The sequence below is a fragment of the Gammaproteobacteria bacterium genome (assembly GCA_028817255.1).
GTDB lineage: Bacteria > Pseudomonadota > Gammaproteobacteria > Porifericomitales > Porifericomitaceae > Porifericomes > Porifericomes azotivorans.
In genome coordinates, this window is sequence record JAPPQA010000138.1 from 1 (window position 1) to 17,010 (window position 17,010).

The window sequence follows — 17,010 nt, forward strand, 5'->3', positions numbered from 1 at the left end:
CGGCGCGACTTCGGGCTTGCGCCCTCGTCTTGCCGACTCCCCCTCAAGGGGGGAATGATGAAGGGGGGAATGATGAAGGGGGGAGTGATGCGTATGATCCGCTATTCTTCGGCTTTCTCGATCTTCCCTCTCAAGGGAGGAGTGGCGCCCTACTCCGCCAGGCGCTCTTCCAGCAGGCGGCTCGCTTTTTGCGGGTTGGCCTTGCCCTGCGAACGCTTCAGCAGCTGGCCGACCAGATAGCCCAGCACCTTCTTCTTCCCCTCCCGGTACTGGCGCACCTGTTGCGGATGCTCGCGGATCACCGCGTCCGCCATGTCGGCCAGGACTCCCTCGTCTTCGATTTGGCGCAAGCCCTGCTTGCGGATTAACTCGTCGGCGTCGCCGCCATCGTCCCACAGAGACTGGAACAGAACCTTGGCGATCTTCTCCGATATGGTCCGGTCCGCGATGCGCCGCACCAGACCGCCCAGCATCCGGGCAGTGACGGGGCTTTGCTCAATCGCAGTGTCGTGCCGGTGCAAGGCGGCGCTCAGGGGGCCGGCGATCCAGTTGGCGCAGATCCGCACCGCGCCCCCGGACGCCTCCACGCACCGCTCGAAGTAATCCGCCGTCGTCCCGTCGGCGGCGAGCGATTCCGCCTCCGCCGCGGCGAGCCCGTAGCGGTCGGCGAGGCGCTCGGCCCTGGCGTCCGGCAATTCGGGCATCCCGCGCCTGGCCTCCTCCAGATACTCGGCCGACAATTGCAGAGGCGGCAGGTCGGGGTCGGGGAAGTACCGGTAATCTTCCGATTCCTCCTTGCCGCGCATTTTTTGCGTTTCGTCGCGCGCCGAGTCGTAGAGCATGGTCGCCTGTTCCACCGCGCCTCCGTTCTCCAGAATGCCGATATGGCGGCGCGCCTCGCAGCGGATGGCCTTTTCCACGAAGCGAAAGGAATTCAGGTTCTTGATCTCCGTCCTTGTGCCCAGCCGGGTTTCCCCCCGTCGCCGCACCGATACGTTGGCGTCGCAGCGGTATTCTCCCTTCTCCATGTTCGCCTCGGAGACTCCCGTGCATTTCGCCAGCGCATGGATCTTTTTCATGTATGCCACCGCTTCTTCGGGCGTGCGCATTTCCGGCCGGGACACGATCTCGATCAGCGGCGCCCCGGCCCGATTCAGGTCAATGGCGGACGCCCCCCGGTATTCTTCGTGCAGCGATTTCCCGGCGTCCTCTTCCAGGTGCGCGCGCTCGATGCCGACGAATTTGAATTCTCCGTTTGCCGTGGGGATGCGGACGCGGCCGTTCTTTACGATGGGGAGTTCGAACTGGCTGATCTGATAGCCCTTGGGCAGGTCGGGGTAGAAGTAGTTTTTGCGGGCGAATACGGAGCGGGGCGCGATCTCGGCATCAATGGCGCAGCCGAAGCGCAGCGCCAGCCGCACCGCCTCTTCGTTCAGGACGGGCAGGGTGCCGGGCAGAGCGAGATCGAGCGCCGAGGCGTTCCGGTTGGCGTCCGCCCCGTAGGCGTTTGCCGAGCCGGAGAACAGCTTGCTGTCGGTGGCGAGCCGGATATGGATCTCCAGGCCGATAACCAGCTCCCACTGCTCCGGGACTGCGCTCATGGCGCCGCTCCGCCTGTCTCCCGGTTCGCGCCGCCGCCGGCCGCGGTCGGCGCCCGTTCGTGCCACGGCACGGCCTTCTGGTACTGGTGGGCCAGGTTCAGTATCCGCGCCTCCCGGAAGCGCCCTCCGATCGCCTGCATCCCCACCGGCAGGCCGTCGCTGAAGCCCATGGGGACCGAGACCGCGGGCAGCCCGGCCAGGCTTACCGGCGCGGTAAACAGGTCCGAGAGGTACATGGTGACCGGGTCGTCCATCTTGGCCCCCAGCGGAAAGGCCGGGGTGGGCGCGCAGGGGGCGACGATGACTTCCACTTTTTCCAGGGCGGCCAGGAAGTCGCCCAGGATGAGGCGTCTTACCTTGAGCGCCTGCTGGTAGTATGCCTCGCGGTACCCCGCGGACAGCACGAAGGCGCCGAGCATGATCCGCCGCTTCACCTCCCTGCCGAAGCCTTCGGCGCGGGAACGCAGGTACAGGTCTTCGAGATTCGCCGTGTCCCGGCAACGGTAGCCGTACCGTATGCCGTCGTAGCGGGCCAGGTTGGAGGAGCATTCCGCGCAGGAGATGACGTAATAGGCAGGGACGGCCATCCGGATATGCCGCATGTCCAGTTCGGTCACTTTGGCGCCCAGCTTTTGCAGCTGGTCCAGCGCCGCCGTGAACGCGGTCCCCACTCCCGCGTCCAGATCGCTGCCTAAACACTGGCGCGGGACGCCGAGCGAGATCCCGGCGATGGAGTCTTCCAGCGCGGACGCATAATCCTGCGCGGGTTCGCGCGCCGATGTCGAGTCGCGGGCGTCGTGGCCGGCGATGGCTTGCAGCAGCAGCGCGCTGTCTTCCGCGGTGATGGTGATCGGCCCGGCCTGGTCCAGGCTGGAGGCGAAGGCGATCATGCCGTGGCGGGAGACGCGCCCGTAGGTGGGCTTCAGACCGGTGACGCCGCACAACGCGGCCGGTTGCCGAATGGAGCCGCCGGTGTCGCTGCCGGTGGCGGCGGGGCTCAGACGGCAGGCTACGGCGCAGGCCGATCCGCCCGAGGAACCGCCGGGGACCCGGTCCCGGTCCCAGGGGTTTGCGGTCGGCCCGTAGAAACTGGTTTCCGTGGAGGAACCCATCGCGAACTCGTCCATATTCGATTTGCCCAGCATGACCATGCCCGCCCGCTCCAGCCGCTCGACGACGGTGGCGCTGTAGGGGGCGATAAAGTTGTCTAGCATCCGCGACCCGCAGGAGCTTTTGACGCCCTCCGTGCAGAACACGTCTTTATGGATGACGGGGATGCCGGTCAGGGGTGTGGCTTCCCCCCCGGCCAGGGCGGCGTCGGCCCTGCCGGCCTGCGCCATGGCCTGCTCTTCGCTGATCGTGATCATGCAGTTGAGGCCGGGGTTGAGGCGCTTGCACTTGTCGAGCAGGAAACGGGTTAACTCGCTGCTCGACAGGGAGCGGCGGCGCAGCGCCTCCGCCATCGCGGTGATCGTCGCGGGGATCATTGCCGCCTGCGGGAGGCTACTCGATGAATTGCGGCACCAGGTAGAGCCCTTCCCGCATGCGGGGCGCGATGCGCCGGTAGGACTCGCGCCGGTCTTGTTCGGTTACCCGGTCTTCTCGCGGGCGGAGCGTGATGTCCAGGGGATGGTGCAGGGGGGGGACGTCTTTCGTGTCCGCCGCCTCGATTTCCCGCACCATGTCCAGGATCCGGGAGAAGTCGCGGGAGTAGGCGGCAGTCTCGGCGGGCGACAGGGCCAGCCGGGCCAGGAGGGCGACTTTGCGGATCTGAGAGTCTTGGAAGTCCATCGGGTTACGGAGGGGACGGCCTGCTTTGCGCCTATTTTAGCACGGGCGGTTCCTTGCCGAAAGGCCAGAAGATTGATAGCATTACTGCTATTATGTTTAGTGTAATCTACCGTTTTGCGCGGATGGCGGCGCGGCCCCCGTCCGCTGCCTTGCCCGTGGCGGCCCTGGCCCGTGCTTAACTGGGCGCGCAGCATTTTCTCCAATGACCTTGCTGTCGATCTGGGAACCGCGAATACGCTGATCTATGCGCGCGGCAGGGGGATCGTTCTGAACGAGCCCTCGGTCGTTGCGATCAGGAGGAGCGGGGAGGTCTTCAATCCCAGGTTCGTGTGCGCCGTCGGCGAGGAAGCGAAGCATATGCTGGGCCGGACGCCGGGGAACATGATGGCGTTGCGGCCGATCCGGGACGGCGTGGTGGCCAACCTGACCGCCACCGAGAAGATGTTGCAGCAATTCTTCCGCAGGGTCCACAACAATGGCTGGTTCCGGCCCGCCCCGCGGGTGATCGTCTGCATCCCGTCCGGTTCCACCCAGGTGGAGAAGCGGGCGATACATGAATGCGTCAAGAATGCCGGGGCCTCGAGCGTGAACCTCATGATCGAGGCCAAGGCCGCCGCGATCGGCGCCGGCATCCCTATCGGCGACCCGCGCGGCTCGATGATCCTGGATATCGGCGGCGGGACGACGGAGATCGCCGTTTTATCCTTGAACGGGCTGGTGTACGCGGAGTCCATCCGCATCGGCGGCGACAAGTTCGACGAGGCGATCTGCAATTATGTCCGCCGGTCCCATAAGATCCTCATCGGGGACGTGACCGCGGAGCGCATTAAGCAGGAGATTGGCTATGCTTATCCCGGCGAAGACGGTTTGGAAAGCGAAATTCGGGGGCGCAGCCTGGCGGAGGGCATCCCCAGAAGCCTGACGATCAGAAGCGGCGATATCCTTGAGGCGTTACGGGAGCCGTTGGCCGGTGTCGTGCAGGCCGTGCGGCTGGCCCTGGAGAAGACGCCCCCGGAGCTGGGGGCGGATGTGGCCGAGAGGGGATTGGTGCTGACCGGAGGAGGCGCCTTGTTGAGGAATATAGATCGGCTGCTTATGAAGGAGACCGGGTTGCCGGTCCTGGTTGCCGAAGATCCGCTGACCTGCGTCGCCAGGGGGGGCGGCCGGTACCTGGAAGTATGGGATGACCGCGATGCGGACATACTGGATGCGGTCGAATAATTCCGCGCCGCCGGGACCGGGAGCGCGGGGGGGGCCGCGGTGAAGGCCGAGGTTTCCGCGCGCCGCTTCGGCGTGGCGGCGGTGCTGTCCGTCGCCCTGATGATCGCGGACAGCAAGTACGGTTACGTGGACAGGGCAAGGTCCGTGCTGTCCGTTCTGGTATATCCCTTTCATGTGGTCGTGAACAAGCCCATGGAATACGCCGAGTGGATTTCGGGCCGCCTGCGCTCGAAGAAAAACCTCCTGGAGGAGAACGAGCGGCTGCGGGAGGCGAACCTGCTCGCCCATGCCAGGCTGCAGAAATACGAGACTCTGCAGTCCGAGAATTTGCGGTTGCGGGAGTTGCTGGAGGCGCCGCTGCGCCCGGACGAGTCCACCATCCTCACGCGGGCGGTTTCCATCGGCCTGCGCCCGTACCGGCACCAGATGGTCATTGACAAGGGGATACGGGACGGCGTGTACCTGGGACAACCGATAGTGAATTCCCGCGGCCTGGTGGGCCAGGTGTTCCGCGCGGATGCGTTTACCAGCACCGTCTTGCTGATTACGGACCCGCGCCATGCGGTGCCGGTGACGGTGCACCGGAACGGACTGCGGGCGATCGCGGCCGGTACGGGCGGCGACCGGCTGTCGCTGAAGTACCTGCCGGGCGACGCGGATATCCGGGAAGGAGATCTGCTGGTATCTTCGGGACTGGGGGAACGGTTTCCGACCGGTTATCCCGTAGGCAGGGTGACGCAAGTCGAGAGCGGCGCCAGAGAGGAGTCCTTTTCCCGCGCCCAGGCGTTTCCGGAAGCGCGGATCGAAAGCAGCCGAGAGTTTTTGCTGGTCCGGAAGCAGGAGGAATCGCGGGGGCTTTGAGGAAGGCGCTTCTTAGCGGCAAAAGCATTATCCCGGTAAGCTTTGTCGTCGCGTTGCTGTTGACGGCGCTGCCGCTGCCTGCCTGGGCGCTGGACTGGAGGCCGCTGTGGGTGCCCATGGTGCTGATCTACTGGTGCATGGCGGCGCCCGACCGGGTCGGGCTCGCGGCGGCGTTCCTGCTAGGGTTATTACTGGACGTGTATGAAGGTGTCGCCCTGGGGCAAAACCCGCTGGGGCTTTGCGTCATCGTCTATTGCATCGGCAGCCTGTACCGGCAACTGCGGCATTTTCCCCTGGTGCAGCAGTCCCTCGTGGTTCTGGCGCTGCTGTTCCTGTACCTCTTTATCGGCTTGGTCGTGCGGGTGGTAATCGCCGTTCCCCCGGAGGATTGGAGCTACTGGCTGCCGGCGATCACCAGCATGGTGCTCTGGCCCTGGCTGTTCCTGGTGCTTCGCGATCTCAGGCGCAAGTTCTTCAGGCGCAAGTTCTCCTGAAATGGAAAGATTGATCCTGGACCCGGGGCCTTCGCGGGAGGGCCAGTTGCTTACCCGCCGCCGGATCCGGCTACTGTGCTGGCTGATCTGCCTGCTGGCCGCCGTTCTGGCCAGCAGGATGTTTGTCTTGCAGATACTCGATCATGAGCATTTCTCCACCCTCGCCCGGGGCAACTACCTGAAGATCGTGCCGATCCCCCCGGTGCGAGGCAGGATCTACAGCAGCGACGGGGTTCTTCTGGCCGGCAATGTCCCCGCCTACGATCTCGTGTTGCGAACGGAGTACCTGGATTCTCTGGAACGGGCCCTGCCGCGCTTGCAGGGCATCGTAGAACTGGAGGATGCCGGGCCGGCGGCCGTGCGCGGACAGAGGAAGAGCAAGTTCCGGCGGCACTTTGCGATCAAGCGGGGGCTGAGCGAACAGGAAGTGGCCCGGTTCTGGGTCAACAATCATTTTTTCCCGGGTTTCGAGATTGTCGTGCGGTTCCGCCGGCATTATCCCCTGGCCGACATCGCCATGCCCGTGATCGGCTACGTATCCGGGATTGACGACGCCGAACTCGAACGGGTGGAAGACAGGGCGCAGTACCTGGTCCTGGGGCAGATCGGGAAGGCCGGGATCGAAAAGAGATACGAGCACCTGCTCAAGGGCAAACCGGGGTACCAGCGGGTGGAGGTGAACGCGGAGGGGAGCATCGTGCGGGTGCTCGAGGTCGTCCCGCCGCGGCGGGGGCAGACGCTGCGCCTGCACCTGGACGCCGCGTTGCAGGTGGAGGCGTATTACGCCCTGGAGGGCAAGAAAGGCTCGGTCGTTGCCGTGGAGCCCGGCAGCGGCAGGATCAAGGCCCTGGTCAGCTATCCCGCCTACGATCCCAATCTCTTCGTGGCGGGGATCTCCGGGGACATGTTCGCGCGCTTGCGGAGTTCCGGCAAGGCGTCTTTGTTTAACAGGGCGATTGCCGGGCAATATCCGCCGGGTTCGACCATCAAGCCGTTCCTCGCGCTGGCGGGCATGCACTACGAAGCGGCCCCCGAGACCGGCCTGTGGTGTCCCGGATGGTTCTCTCTGCCGGGCCGGCCGCCGCGCGTGTTCAGGGACTGGCGAAAATCGGGACACGGACGGATGGATATCCTGGCGGCGGTAGAGGAGTCCTGCGATGTCTTCTTCTACCGGCTGGCCCTGGAACTCGGCATAGAGCGCATGGGCGAATTCCTGGGACATTTCGGCTTTGGCCGGCGGACCGGGATCGGCCTGGAGGGGGAAAAGGCCGGCCTGGTGCCGTCGCGGGAGTGGAAGCGGGAACGGCGAGGCGAACGCTGGTATCCTGGAGATACCGTGGTGGCCGGCATCGGGCAGGGCTACATGCTGGCCACGCCGCTCCAGCTGGCGATGGCGACCGCGGCGCTGGCAAACCACGGGGAAAGGCGGCGGCCGTCGTTGCTCGGCGGCGGCGCCGCCGAGGGCGCCGCCGGGTCCCGTCCGGTCCCGGTGCCGGTGCGGGACGCAGGGTTGTGGGAGAGTATCGAAGAGGCGATGATCCGGGTGGTGCATGGCGGCAGGGGTACGGGACGGGCGATTTCCAGGGGGCTCGGCTTCACGGTCGCCGGCAAGACCGGCACCGCGCAGGTGGTCGCCCTGGAGCACACGGACGCCGACAAGGCCCTGCCCGAGGAGCACAGGGATCACAGCCTTTTTATTGCCTATGCCCCGGTACCGGCGCCGCTGCTGGCCGTGGCCGTTATTGTGGAACATGGAGGGAGCGGTTCCGCCACTGCCGCGCCGCTGGCGAAAAGGCTGCTCGTGCAGTACCTGGAGGGGCGCCTGGAGCGGCAGGTCGCCGGTTCGGGACCGTCGGGGTAGCCCGGTGATCGCCTTTGCCGCCGTTCGCCCTTCTTGCCCGGCCTCGTTCCGCCCGGCGTCGCCCGCCGCACCGCGAGGAAACTGACGATGGCCTTCCCGCAACATGGCGCTCGCGGTTCCCGGCTTTCCTGGCGGCGCTTCCGGCTGGACTGGACGATTTTCCTGTGCGCCGTGTCCATTTGCCTGATCGGCCTGGCGGCCATCTACAGCGCCAGCGCCGGCGATCCCGCGCAGCTGACTCGCCAACTTTTCCATGTGACCCTGGCCCTGGCGGCGATGATCCTGTTTGCGCGGGTGGATATCGGGACCTACCGCCGGTATTCGCCGCTGCTGTATCTGCTTTCCGTCGGGTTGCTGGTCTTCAGCCTGGTTGGCGGCAGTTCCGACACCGACATCCGACGCTGGATTGACCTGGGCTTCGTCAGCTTTCAGCCCTCGGAACTGACCAAGCTCACGCTGCCGATGTTCCTCTGTTGGCTGGCCGTTTGGCGGGGGCTTCCGGTGCGCGCGGGCACGGCGGCGCTGGCGCTGATTTGCCTGGCCGTTCCCGTATTCCTGGTCGCCAAGCAGCCCGATCTCGGCACCGCGCTGCTGCTCACCGCCGTCGGCCTGGGCGCGCTGCTGGTGGTCGGCATTTCGTGGCGGTTGGTCGGCGGGATCGGCATCGCGTCTTTCTTGAGCGTACCGTTGGTGTGGTCCTTTCTGCACGACTACCAGAAACGCCGTCTGCTGTTCTTTTTCGACCCCGAAAGGGATCCCCTTGGCGCCGGATACCACGTCATGCAGTCGGAGATCGCGATCGGGTCCGGGGGGATGTATGGCAAGGGATGGCTGAACGGCACCCAGTCCTACCTGGAATTTCTGCCGGAGCGTTCTACGGATTTCATATTCTCCGTTTTCTGCGAGGAATTCGGCTTCATGGGCTTTCTGGCGCTGTTGGCCGCCTATATCGCGGTCATTCTGCGGGGGGCCTTTATCGCCCTGGGGTGCAAGGATATGTACGGGCGCACGCTGTGCATCTCCCTGGTATTCGCTTTGTTTCTCTGCATGTACGTGAACATGAGCATGGCGTCCGGCCAGTTGCCGGTGGTGGGAGTCCCGCTGCCGCTGGTCAGCATGGGGGGGACGGCGATGGTGAGTTCCGCCATGATGCTGGGCATTGTCATGTCCGTGGCCAGGCATGGCCGCTGAACGGGCCGCGGAACGCCGGGGCGCGCGGTTGCGCGCGCTCGCGGCCGTCCTGCTGCTGCCGTTGCTGGCCGCGGCGGCCCGCGCCGAAACGCTGGACCGCGACCGGGTAGCCCTGTTCGTCGAACGCATGGTCGGCGAGCACGGTTACAGCCGCGAACTGCTGGAAGAGGCGTTCCGCGGCGTCTCCGTTTCCCGCGAAGTGCTGGAACGGATTCGCAGGCCGGCCGAGAAATTGGCATGGGGAGATTACCGGAAGATCTTCGTTACCCCGCAAAGGGTGGAACAGGGGGTCGAATTTCTGCGCCGCCATGCGGAAGTGCTGGGCAGGGCGGAGGAGGTTTACGGCGTGCCCCCGGAGATCGTCGCCGCGATCATCGGCATTGAGACCTACTACGGGAAGAACAAGGGCCGGCACGGCGTGCTTGCCGCCCTGGGCACGCTGGCCTTCCATTACCCTCCCCGGGCCGCGTTTTTCGAGAAGGAACTGGAGCAGTATCTGCTCCTGACGCGCGAGCGGGGGCTCGAGCCGAAGACGCTCAAGGGTTCCTATGCCGGGGCGATGGGAATTCCCCAGTTCCTGTCCAGCAGTTACCGTAATTATGCCGTGGACTTCGACGGCGACGGCAATATTGACATATGGCAGTCCTACGAAGATGCCGTGGGCAGTGTGGCGAACTACCTCAGCCGGCACGGCTGGAGCGGGGGGCGTCCCGTCGCCTCCCCGCTGCGGATGGACGACTCGCTCTACGACCGGCTCAAGCTGGAGGGCGACGGCGCGGAGCTGCGCGTCCGCACCGAGCGCCTGCCTTTCGTCCGCGGCGCGCCGCTGCTGGCGGACGCGGAAGCGCAGGTGCTCAGGCTGGTCTCCGGCGGGGGTAACGAGTACTGGGCCGGTTTCGACAATTTCGGAGTGATCAAACGCTACAATCGTAGCGACCTGTATGCGATGGCCGTGGCCCGGCTCGGGGAATTGCTGAAGGGCGGCGGCGCGCGCGGAGAGCGTGGGGAGGAACGATGAAACGATACGACGAAAATCCGGCGCGGCGCCCGGCAGGGTATGCCTGCGTTCTGTCGCTGGCGCTGGCCGGCGGTTGCGGGTTCCTGGACAGCAAGCGGGAAGCGCCTTACCGAACCCTGGACCCGGAATCCATCTCCGATGTAGTGCCGCGCGCGGAGCCGCGCAGCAAATACGGGAACCCTCCTTCCTACGAAGTCCTGGGCAAACGCTACTATGTCATGGAGAGCAGCGAGGGATACGTGGCGCGGGGCATCGCCTCCTGGTACGGCAAGAAATTCCACGGCCGGCGGACTTCCAGCGGCGAGACCTACGACATGTACCGGATGACCGCCGCCCACAAGGAACTGCCGTTGCCGACTTACGTGCAAGTGCGCAACCTGGAGAATGGCAAGAGCGCCATCGTCAAGGTCAACGACAGGGGCCCCTTCCATGACGACCGGATCATTGACCTCTCCTATGCCGCGGCGGTTAAGATCGGCGTGCATACCGCGGGGACGGCGATGGTGGAGGTCAGGGCGCTCGAGCCGGCGGACGCTGGCGGCGGGCGACGGGATGCGGGACGGCATGGCGGCGCCGCGCAGCCGCCCTCGAAGCCTGTTGCCAAGCCCGCCAGGGAAGCTGCCGCGGAGCCGCCGCGGGACGCGCGCCGGGAAGACCGGCTGTTCGTGCAGGTGGGCGCCTACCGGGATTACCGCAATGCCAGGAGCATAGAGCGCCGCCTGAACGATTCGGGCATCTCCCGGGTCGAGATCTTCTGGGAGGAAGCGGGAGACGACGCCCGGCTGTACAAGGTTCAGATCGGGCCGCTGGCGGACCGGCGGGAAGCGGAGCGGATGGTGGACCGGCTGTTCGATCTTGGGATTGATGGCGTCTTTTCCCTGGACTGAGAACGGCGGGCGGGCGCCCGCTGTCTTCATGACGCGGTAGTGCTGTACCGGGCGGTGTTACTGTTCCTGGAGGTCTTGCGCTGGCTGCCGTCGCGGGCGCGGGCGTTGCTGGGCCGTATGGCCGGTTGGGCGGCGCACAGCCTTGTCTCCCGCCGCCGGGAGATCGTGATGCGCAACCTGGAACTGTGTTTCCCGCGGCTGGATGCGGATGCGAGACGCCAATTTGCCAGGGAAAACTTTCGCGCCGCCGGCGTGAGTTTCCTGGATTTTCTCTGGCTGATCGCGACCCGCATGAAGGAAGGCCGCAGCTTTATACGGCTCGAGGGGGGCCAGTACCTGAAACAACTCGGGGACGGTCCCGTGATCTTCCTGGCGCCGCATTTCTTCGGCATGATAAGCGGTTTTTTGCGCATCCGCCTCGAACGCGAGGCGGCCGTATTCATGAAGGAGCCGCATAGCCCTTTGTCCCGGAAATTTCTGCGCGACTCCGCGCAACGGCTGCAGGTCGTTTATTTCTCGAACCGCGACCCCTTCTCGCGCGTATTGCGGTGGCTCAAGGAGGGGAATTCCCTCTACTACCTTCCCGACGTCAATGCGCCCCCGGGGGGCGGCACGGTGTTCGCCCCTTTGCTGGGCGTCGAGGAGGCCGCCACCATGACCTCGCTTTCCCGCCTGGCCAGAGCGACGGGCGCCCTGGTGCTGCCCTGCGTTACGTACATGCGCGAGGAGGGGGGATATACCCTGCACTTGCACCCTCCGTGGCGGGATTTCCCTACCGGGGACGATCTGGCGGACGCCAGGCGCATGAACCGCTTTCTGGAGGAGAGCATCAAACAGGCGCCGAGCGAGTACTTCTGGCTGCACCGCCGCTTCAAGACCCGTCCCCCGGGTGCGCCGCCGCTGTACGGCCCGAAGGGCTGCTGAGGCGCCGACGCCCCCTGCGGCGGCGCCGTACGATGAGGCCCGTTCCAAGACCCCCGACATGGCGATAGCCTACCTTGATGGCGGCTACCTGCCCTTGGCGGAGGCTCGCGTCTCCGTGCTGGACCGCGGCTTTCTCTTCGGGGACGGAGTATATGAGGTGATACCGGTGCGCGACGGGCGGCCCTGTCTGCTGGAGCGCCACCTGGAACGGCTGCGCGCCAGCCTGCGGGAGATCGAAATAGATTGCGAGGTTGATTCCGGCCAGTGGCGGGAAGTGCTGGGGCGGCTGATAGAGGCTCACGACTACCGGCGGAAATCGCTGTACGTGCAGGTCACGCGCGGCGTGTCCAGACGGGCGCACTGGGTGGATACCGGCGCGCCGCCGACCGTGTTCGCCATGTGCGACGAGGTGGCGGAACGCGATTACGGCGCCGGGCTCGCCGCCATTGTTTGCGAGGATATCCGGTGGCGCCGGTGCCACATCAAGGCCATCACTTTGTTGCCCAACGTGCTGTTGCGCCGCCGCGCCGCCCGGGCCGGGGCGGACGAGGCGATCCTGCTGCGCGAGGAACGGGTTACCGAGGGGGCGGCGAGCAACGTGTTCGCGGTCAACGACGGCATCGTCCGCACGCCCGGCAAGGACGGGACGATCCTCCCCGGCATCGCCCGCGATGTCTTGGTCGAGGCCCTGCATCGCGACGGCCGGGAGTGCCGGGAATCCGGCATATCGTTGCCGCAACTCCAGACGGCGGAAGAAATATGGCTTACCAGCTCGACCATGCAGGTTGCGCCGGTGGTGCGCCTGGACGGTTGCCCGGTCGGCGGCGGCAGGCCGGGAGCGCTGTGGCGCGCTGCCCTCGAGCTCTACCGGCGCCACGAGCGGCGGCTCTCCGCCGGGGACGATTGAAGCGGGATCGAGCTGGCGGGCGGCGCCGACCCGGGACGGCCTCGAGTAGGGAGATCAGGTCGCCTCGCCAGCATTCCGAGCGGCGGGAACCGGCAGGACCGCCCGGTGCGGGCTCGCATCCTTCCGCTTCGGGCGGCACCGGGCGCTGCCGGGTCCGCACGGCGCGGCGGGACTATCTTTCGCCGCCGCTGCGCGCACGATACGCGTTCCAGATAAAGGTGGCGGCGCGGGCAGTTTCGTTCAATCCCGGTGGCCGCCATTCGGCGAACTCCCCCTCCCATCGGCGCGCCAAGTTGCGCGCGACGAGTTCGTCGCCGAAGCGCCGGAATTTTTTCGCCGCCCGCCCGAATTCGTTCTTCAGTGGAAGTTCTGCGATATAAACTGGTTTGGCGGCGGCACATGCCTCGCTCAGCATATTGACTGAATCGCCGGTCGCCAGCAGGCGGTCGGAGGCGGCCAGGATGTCCAGGTACGGGTTTTCATCGCCTTCGCCGTCGTAGAAAAAACAACGGTCGCCGGAGAAAGAATCGGCCAGCGCGCGCCGGGCCTCCGGTCCGGTGCGCCGCGACGCGGTGGCCAGAATGCCGCCCGCGGGATCGGCGCGCAACGCCGCTGCCGCCAACTCGCGGCAGAATTGCGGCGTCAGGGAAAAGGCGCGGTTGTCGCCGCCGATCAGCACGGCGGTGCGCGGCGCGGGGATCGCGGCGAATCTTTTTCGTGCCGCGTCTTGCCGGGCGGTCAGCGCCTCTGCATCTATTGTGCCCGTCGCTCCCAGGATTGGGAGCGTTTTTGCGGCTGGATTCTTTTCCATGGCGCAAAGTTCCGCTACGGAGTAATCGTGACGTGGGGCGACAATGGCGTCGAATCGTTTTGCGTCGGCGCGCGGACGCTGTATGCAAACAGCAAAGGCGCCATGAGTTTTTTTTCTTGCCAGCGCTGCCGCCAGCGATTTCGCCCCGCAACAGACGACCATGTCGGCATGCGCGTCGCCGTGAATCTTATAAAGCCGAAGTTCGGCGGCCAGCGTCGGCGGCAGAATATTCGCCGCTCCCGGCGCGGAAACGATGCTGTGTGCGACTTCGCAGCCGCCGAGTGCCGCAATTTTTCGCGCCAGCCCGTACGCTTGATTCGCCATGCCGGCACCGCCGTCGGTCAGGGTCCGAATCAGCGGCGGGGTCATGGTTGCGGACGTATCTTCGTCGCTGGCGGCTTCAAAAACCGAACATGTGATCGAATGCGAATGCGTCGCCGACCTGTGCGCCGTGATAGCCGAACAGGCGGCAGGTGATATCGCGAATCGTCAGGTACGATTGTTTTCCCGCCTCTTGCAGTTGTCCGGCGTCGAATAAATCTTGACAGCAAAAGTAGAGGGAACCGCCAGCAGCAATGCGAACGGTTTTTTCGGCGATGACTTCTCCGCGCCGGTTTTTCAGTTGTAAATGGGTGTCGCTTTGGGGGTTCCACCGCGTACTGACTGGATAAATCAGGTGGCAGAACGTTCGGACGGGCAGAGGCGAAATACGTAAAAACAACCGCGTGGTCAGTCCTGGCGGCGGGCCTTTGTACGATTGCGGCTCGTTCTTATAGGTTAAAAGATGGTTAAACATGTGGGCGCCGAAACTTGTCTCGGCCATGTGTCCCGCGGATTTATGGGTGTAGCGAAAAAGCGCGTGCAGCCAGCCGTCACCATCGCCGCCATCAGAAAAATCGTAAACTAGTTCTACATGGCCGGATTCGCTTTCGTTTAATGTCGCGGCAAATTCGGATAGATTTAACAAGGACTGGTGGTCGCGCGGCAGGCAGCCAAGAAAACGGCGGGCCATTTCCTTGCCCGAGGAATTATAGGCAACGGCGGCAAGCGGCAGGTTTTTTTGCGCGGTGGACATCGGCGTCGGCAGGCATTCGCTGGTAAATTCCGTACGCGGCAAAATTGGCGCCGGCAAAATGTATCCCTTGCCGAGCCATTTTGACAACCGCGGAAGATTTTTATCAGTTGACAAATCGACGCGCTCCACATTGGCGTGATTGATGCGGCGTCGGCCCGTGCTATTGATTACCTCATAACGCGGGCGCACAAAATGTCGGCCAGCGCGGACTTCTATTTGCGCCGGCCATTTTACTTCCGGCAGCAGTTTGCCTAGATTGATCGCACACGTGGCGAAGGGCGAGATTTCCTCGGCAAAAGTTTCGATTTTGTCGCAACCCATGCGGTTGACGCCTATGGCATGGGCGGGAATCGGTGACGGGTGAGAATTTTGCACCCACAGGACGACTGAATCGCCGTCACCGGGGGCGGGAATGCCGGCGTATAAATCGGCAGGCCACGAGTTGGCGTCGTGAGTGCACGAGAGCTCGGTTGTCTCCGCTGCGAAATCGCCGTAGGAATCGGCAACATATTTTACAATGTCGTGTCCGGCAGCGCGTACCACATGCAAGAACACTTGCCCGCAAAAATCGGGCAGGTTGAATTCTCTTCTGAATTGCGCACTGTCCAGACAAAAGGACTCGTTGGCCGATCCGAGCGATTTTTCAAAGTCGGCTAGCGCGCGTCCGTTGCCGTCGAAAAGCCGTCCCCAGACAAAAGGCTCTTTCGCGCCGTAGGCGCTCCAATAGTTGGCGGTGGTCAGTCGCGTGTGGGCGTTTTCCTGCGCGCGAAAAAAAAGCAGATTGGTGGTGAAATTAAGCGGGTTTAAATAGCGTCGCGCATCCGACAAAAATCGCTCCGGCAGGCGCATTTCGTCCAGCGTAACGATTTCGCAGCCGGCGGGTGCGGCGTGGGCGATTTGCGCGACCACCGGGGCGGAATCGAAAATCGGCACGAACAGCAGGTCGGCGCCATCGCCGGCGAGGGCGGTAATCGGGCGCGTTTCCAGCCCCAGAGTCGGCATGTCGAAGCGCGCGACATCCTGCGCATAAACGGCGGAAAAATCATCGCCGGCGAGGGGATGAATGGCCGCGAATGCAGTCAGCGTATTTTGCGAGTCGTAAGCGGCGGCGCAACGGGCCGCTTTTATTTTTTCGACAATCGCCCGCGCCGCGTCCAGGCACAGCGGATGCCCGACGGCCTTGAAAAATACGGAGCCCTTGCCGGTGAGGTTGCAGAATGTTTCGATGGCGAGAGCCATTTCCAGTCCCTTTGAGCAGGCGCGGAGGTTATGTGCAGCGGCCGAAGAAAGCGGCGCGCGTTTTTTTGACCGTAGCGCTGAGAAAATGCCGCGCCGCTTCGCGGCGGCGGTACGATTCGCTCGTCACCCAGTTTAATTGGATGGTGCGCCGCTCTCCGGCAAAAGGCAAATGCCCGTGCCAGGCGTTGTCGTCGCAACGAAAGGCGAGAAGCGCGCCGTTGCCGGGCGCCACTTCCAAAAAATAATCGTCAATGTCGTCGCCGTTGTGCAGCAACCGTAACCGCCCGCCGCCGTTGTCATTCCAGTCACGGTTGAGATACAGCAATACGGTGATGAGTTTGCCGCTCGAATCGCGGTGAATTTTGCCGTCGGTTTGGCGGCAGAATCCGCGCACGGTTGTCATAGTTGGGCGACCTTGGATCGGCGCGTTCAGTTTTGCGGCAAGGATTCCCGCCGTCTCCGCACTGTGCAGTTCCGCTACCAATTCGGCGAAGGCGGCGCCGCATTTCAGCGCCGACAGCGGGAAACTTCCGGCATCGGGCGGTGTCGGAAAATCGCGGTGAATATCGGGTAGTTTTTCGGCGCGGACGAAATCCGGGCACAGCAAATGCGGAAACGGAGACGCGCCCGCCTCGGCCGCTGCAAGTTTCTCCAAATCCGCGAAGATCATGCGGCAATTTTGTCCAATACGCCTTTGTATGTCAAATTCCTTTTCGTTCCACGACTTATGGCGCCTGGGATGGCGCAGCAGGCGGTTTGCATTCGGCTCGCAAGCGCGATTTTTGCCGTCATTCCCGTGCAACAGGGAAGCCGGTAGCGCCCATATCTTCCCCGCATTGCGAGAATGCGCAATCTATGCCTTCCGGGAGCGCATTGACCCTGTCGGCGGCCCTGCGGCGCCGATGCCCTTCCAATGCCGATCGTCGTCTTCGCCGCAACTCGACGGGGATAGAGCTTGCCCGCTATCCGTGCGGGTTTTACCTGTGAATCCCGGGGGGCGACGGGATCATAGCAAGGCGTCGCGCCGGGCGCTGCCGCATGACGGCGGGTAGGCAATGGGTTCTGGGCAGCCTTCCCTATTCCTTGCCTGAATCCACCGCGCGTTGATCGAAGGGATTGATGCCGTAAA

15 protein-coding genes are annotated in these 17,010 nt (G+C 64.4%); 9 read left to right on the forward strand and 6 right to left on the reverse strand.

Annotated features, from left to right (window positions below; all coding sequences use genetic code 11):
* Positions 1-149: 149 nt before the first annotated feature.
* From gatB to gatC, 3 genes are read right to left on the reverse strand one after another with little or no spacing between them, the layout of a single operon-like run.
* Entirely contained in the window at positions 150-1,601 is a 1,452-nt protein-coding gene (gene gatB / locus OXU43_05965) for an Asp-tRNA(Asn)/Glu-tRNA(Gln) amidotransferase subunit GatB (protein ID MDD9824699.1), read from the reverse strand.
* Positions 1,598-3,088, reverse strand: coding sequence for an Asp-tRNA(Asn)/Glu-tRNA(Gln) amidotransferase subunit GatA (gene gatA, locus OXU43_05970; protein MDD9824700.1), 1,491 nt, complete (start codon positions 3,086-3,088; stop codon positions 1,598-1,600). Before gatA ends, gatB begins: the two co-directional genes overlap by 4 nt.
* A 16-nt stretch (positions 3,089-3,104) precedes the next feature.
* Positions 3,105-3,392: an Asp-tRNA(Asn)/Glu-tRNA(Gln) amidotransferase subunit GatC gene (gatC, locus tag OXU43_05975; protein MDD9824701.1), complete on the reverse strand. Its 288-nt coding sequence runs from the start codon at positions 3,390-3,392 to the stop codon at positions 3,105-3,107.
* A 171-nt stretch (positions 3,393-3,563) separates the two neighbouring features.
* On the opposite strand from gatC, the gene OXU43_05980 reads away from it, so the two are divergent.
* The 9 genes from OXU43_05980 (at position 3,564) to OXU43_06020 (ending at position 12,756) form a co-directional block, all read left to right on the forward strand.
* The gene (locus tag OXU43_05980) at positions 3,564-4,613 is read left to right on the forward strand and encodes a rod shape-determining protein (protein ID MDD9824702.1); all 1,050 of its coding nucleotides are present in this window, start codon (positions 3,564-3,566) and stop codon (positions 4,611-4,613) included.
* 39 nt (positions 4,614-4,652) lie between these two features.
* On the forward strand, positions 4,653-5,474 hold the full coding sequence (gene mreC / locus OXU43_05985; GenBank protein ID MDD9824703.1) for a rod shape-determining protein MreC: 822 nt from the start codon (positions 4,653-4,655) through the stop codon (positions 5,472-5,474).
* Positions 5,471-5,968, forward strand: a complete 498-nt coding sequence (mreD, locus tag OXU43_05990; GenBank protein MDD9824704.1) for a rod shape-determining protein MreD — start codon at positions 5,471-5,473, stop codon at positions 5,966-5,968. Before mreC ends, mreD begins: the two co-directional genes overlap by 4 nt.
* Position 5,969: 1 nt before the next feature.
* On the forward strand, positions 5,970-7,829 hold the full coding sequence (gene mrdA, locus OXU43_05995; GenBank protein ID MDD9824705.1) for a penicillin-binding protein 2: 1,860 nt from the start codon (positions 5,970-5,972) through the stop codon (positions 7,827-7,829).
* A gap of 87 nt (positions 7,830-7,916) precedes the next feature.
* A complete protein-coding gene (gene rodA / locus OXU43_06000) occupies positions 7,917-9,020 on the forward strand; it encodes a rod shape-determining protein RodA (protein MDD9824706.1) in 1,104 nt (367 codons plus the stop codon).
* Positions 9,010-10,038: a lytic murein transglycosylase B gene (gene mltB, locus OXU43_06005; protein MDD9824707.1), complete on the forward strand. Its 1,029-nt coding sequence runs from the start codon at positions 9,010-9,012 to the stop codon at positions 10,036-10,038. The genes rodA and mltB overlap by 11 nt, the downstream gene beginning before the upstream one ends.
* 218 nt (positions 10,039-10,256) lie before the next feature.
* Positions 10,257-10,925, forward strand: coding sequence for a septal ring lytic transglycosylase RlpA family protein (locus OXU43_06010; protein MDD9824708.1), 669 nt, complete (start codon positions 10,257-10,259; stop codon positions 10,923-10,925).
* 54 nt (positions 10,926-10,979) lie between these two features.
* The gene (locus tag OXU43_06015) at positions 10,980-11,849 is read left to right on the forward strand and encodes a lysophospholipid acyltransferase family protein (GenBank protein MDD9824709.1); all 870 of its coding nucleotides are present in this window, start codon (positions 10,980-10,982) and stop codon (positions 11,847-11,849) included.
* Between the two features lie 58 nt (positions 11,850-11,907).
* On the forward strand, positions 11,908-12,756 hold the full coding sequence (locus tag OXU43_06020; protein ID MDD9824710.1) for an aminotransferase class IV: 849 nt from the start codon (positions 11,908-11,910) through the stop codon (positions 12,754-12,756).
* A gap of 172 nt (positions 12,757-12,928) precedes the next feature.
* Here OXU43_06020 and OXU43_06025 read toward each other — a convergent pair whose 3' ends face one another.
* The 3 genes from OXU43_06025 to OXU43_06035 are packed head-to-tail and all read right to left on the reverse strand — an operon-like array spanning position 12,929 to position 16,551.
* Positions 12,929-13,936, reverse strand: a complete 1,008-nt coding sequence (locus tag OXU43_06025; protein ID MDD9824711.1) for a mitochondrial fission ELM1 family protein — start codon at positions 13,934-13,936, stop codon at positions 12,929-12,931.
* A gap of 31 nt (positions 13,937-13,967) precedes the next feature.
* Positions 13,968-15,881 carry a hypothetical protein gene (locus tag OXU43_06030; protein MDD9824712.1) on the reverse strand — a complete coding sequence of 638 codons (1,914 nt, stop codon included), beginning with the start codon at positions 15,879-15,881 and terminating at the stop codon, positions 13,968-13,970.
* Positions 15,882-15,909: 28 nt separating this feature from the next.
* A complete protein-coding gene (locus OXU43_06035) occupies positions 15,910-16,551 on the reverse strand; it encodes a 2OG-Fe(II) oxygenase (protein MDD9824713.1) in 642 nt (213 codons plus the stop codon).
* Positions 16,552-17,010 lie beyond the last annotated feature (459 nt).

What these genes read in the sequence shown, in the direction of transcription:
- OXU43_06035 (MDD9824713.1), bottom strand. Translation starts at nt 16,551, where the DNA reads ATGATCTTCGCGGATTTGGAGAAACTTGCAGCGGCCGAGGCGGGCGCG.
- mrdA (MDD9824705.1), top strand. Translation starts at nt 5,970, where the DNA reads ATGGAAAGATTGATCCTGGACCCGGGGCCTTCGCGGGAGGGCCAGTTG.
- gatA (MDD9824700.1), bottom strand. Translation starts at nt 3,088, where the DNA reads ATGATCCCCGCGACGATCACCGCGATGGCGGAGGCGCTGCGCCGCCGC.
- gatC (MDD9824701.1), bottom strand. Translation starts at nt 3,392, where the DNA reads ATGGACTTCCAAGACTCTCAGATCCGCAAAGTCGCCCTCCTGGCCCGG.
- rodA (MDD9824706.1), top strand. Translation starts at nt 7,917, where the DNA reads ATGGCCTTCCCGCAACATGGCGCTCGCGGTTCCCGGCTTTCCTGGCGG.
- OXU43_06030 (MDD9824712.1), bottom strand. Translation starts at nt 15,881, where the DNA reads ATGGCTCTCGCCATCGAAACATTCTGCAACCTCACCGGCAAGGGCTCC.
- OXU43_06020 (MDD9824710.1), top strand. Translation starts at nt 11,908, where the DNA reads ATGGCGATAGCCTACCTTGATGGCGGCTACCTGCCCTTGGCGGAGGCT.
- OXU43_06010 (MDD9824708.1), top strand. Translation starts at nt 10,257, where the DNA reads ATGGAGAGCAGCGAGGGATACGTGGCGCGGGGCATCGCCTCCTGGTAC.
- mltB (MDD9824707.1), top strand. Translation starts at nt 9,010, where the DNA reads ATGGCCGCTGAACGGGCCGCGGAACGCCGGGGCGCGCGGTTGCGCGCG.
- OXU43_06025 (MDD9824711.1), bottom strand. Translation starts at nt 13,936, where the DNA reads ATGACCCCGCCGCTGATTCGGACCCTGACCGACGGCGGTGCCGGCATG.
- gatB (MDD9824699.1), bottom strand. Translation starts at nt 1,601, where the DNA reads ATGAGCGCAGTCCCGGAGCAGTGGGAGCTGGTTATCGGCCTGGAGATC.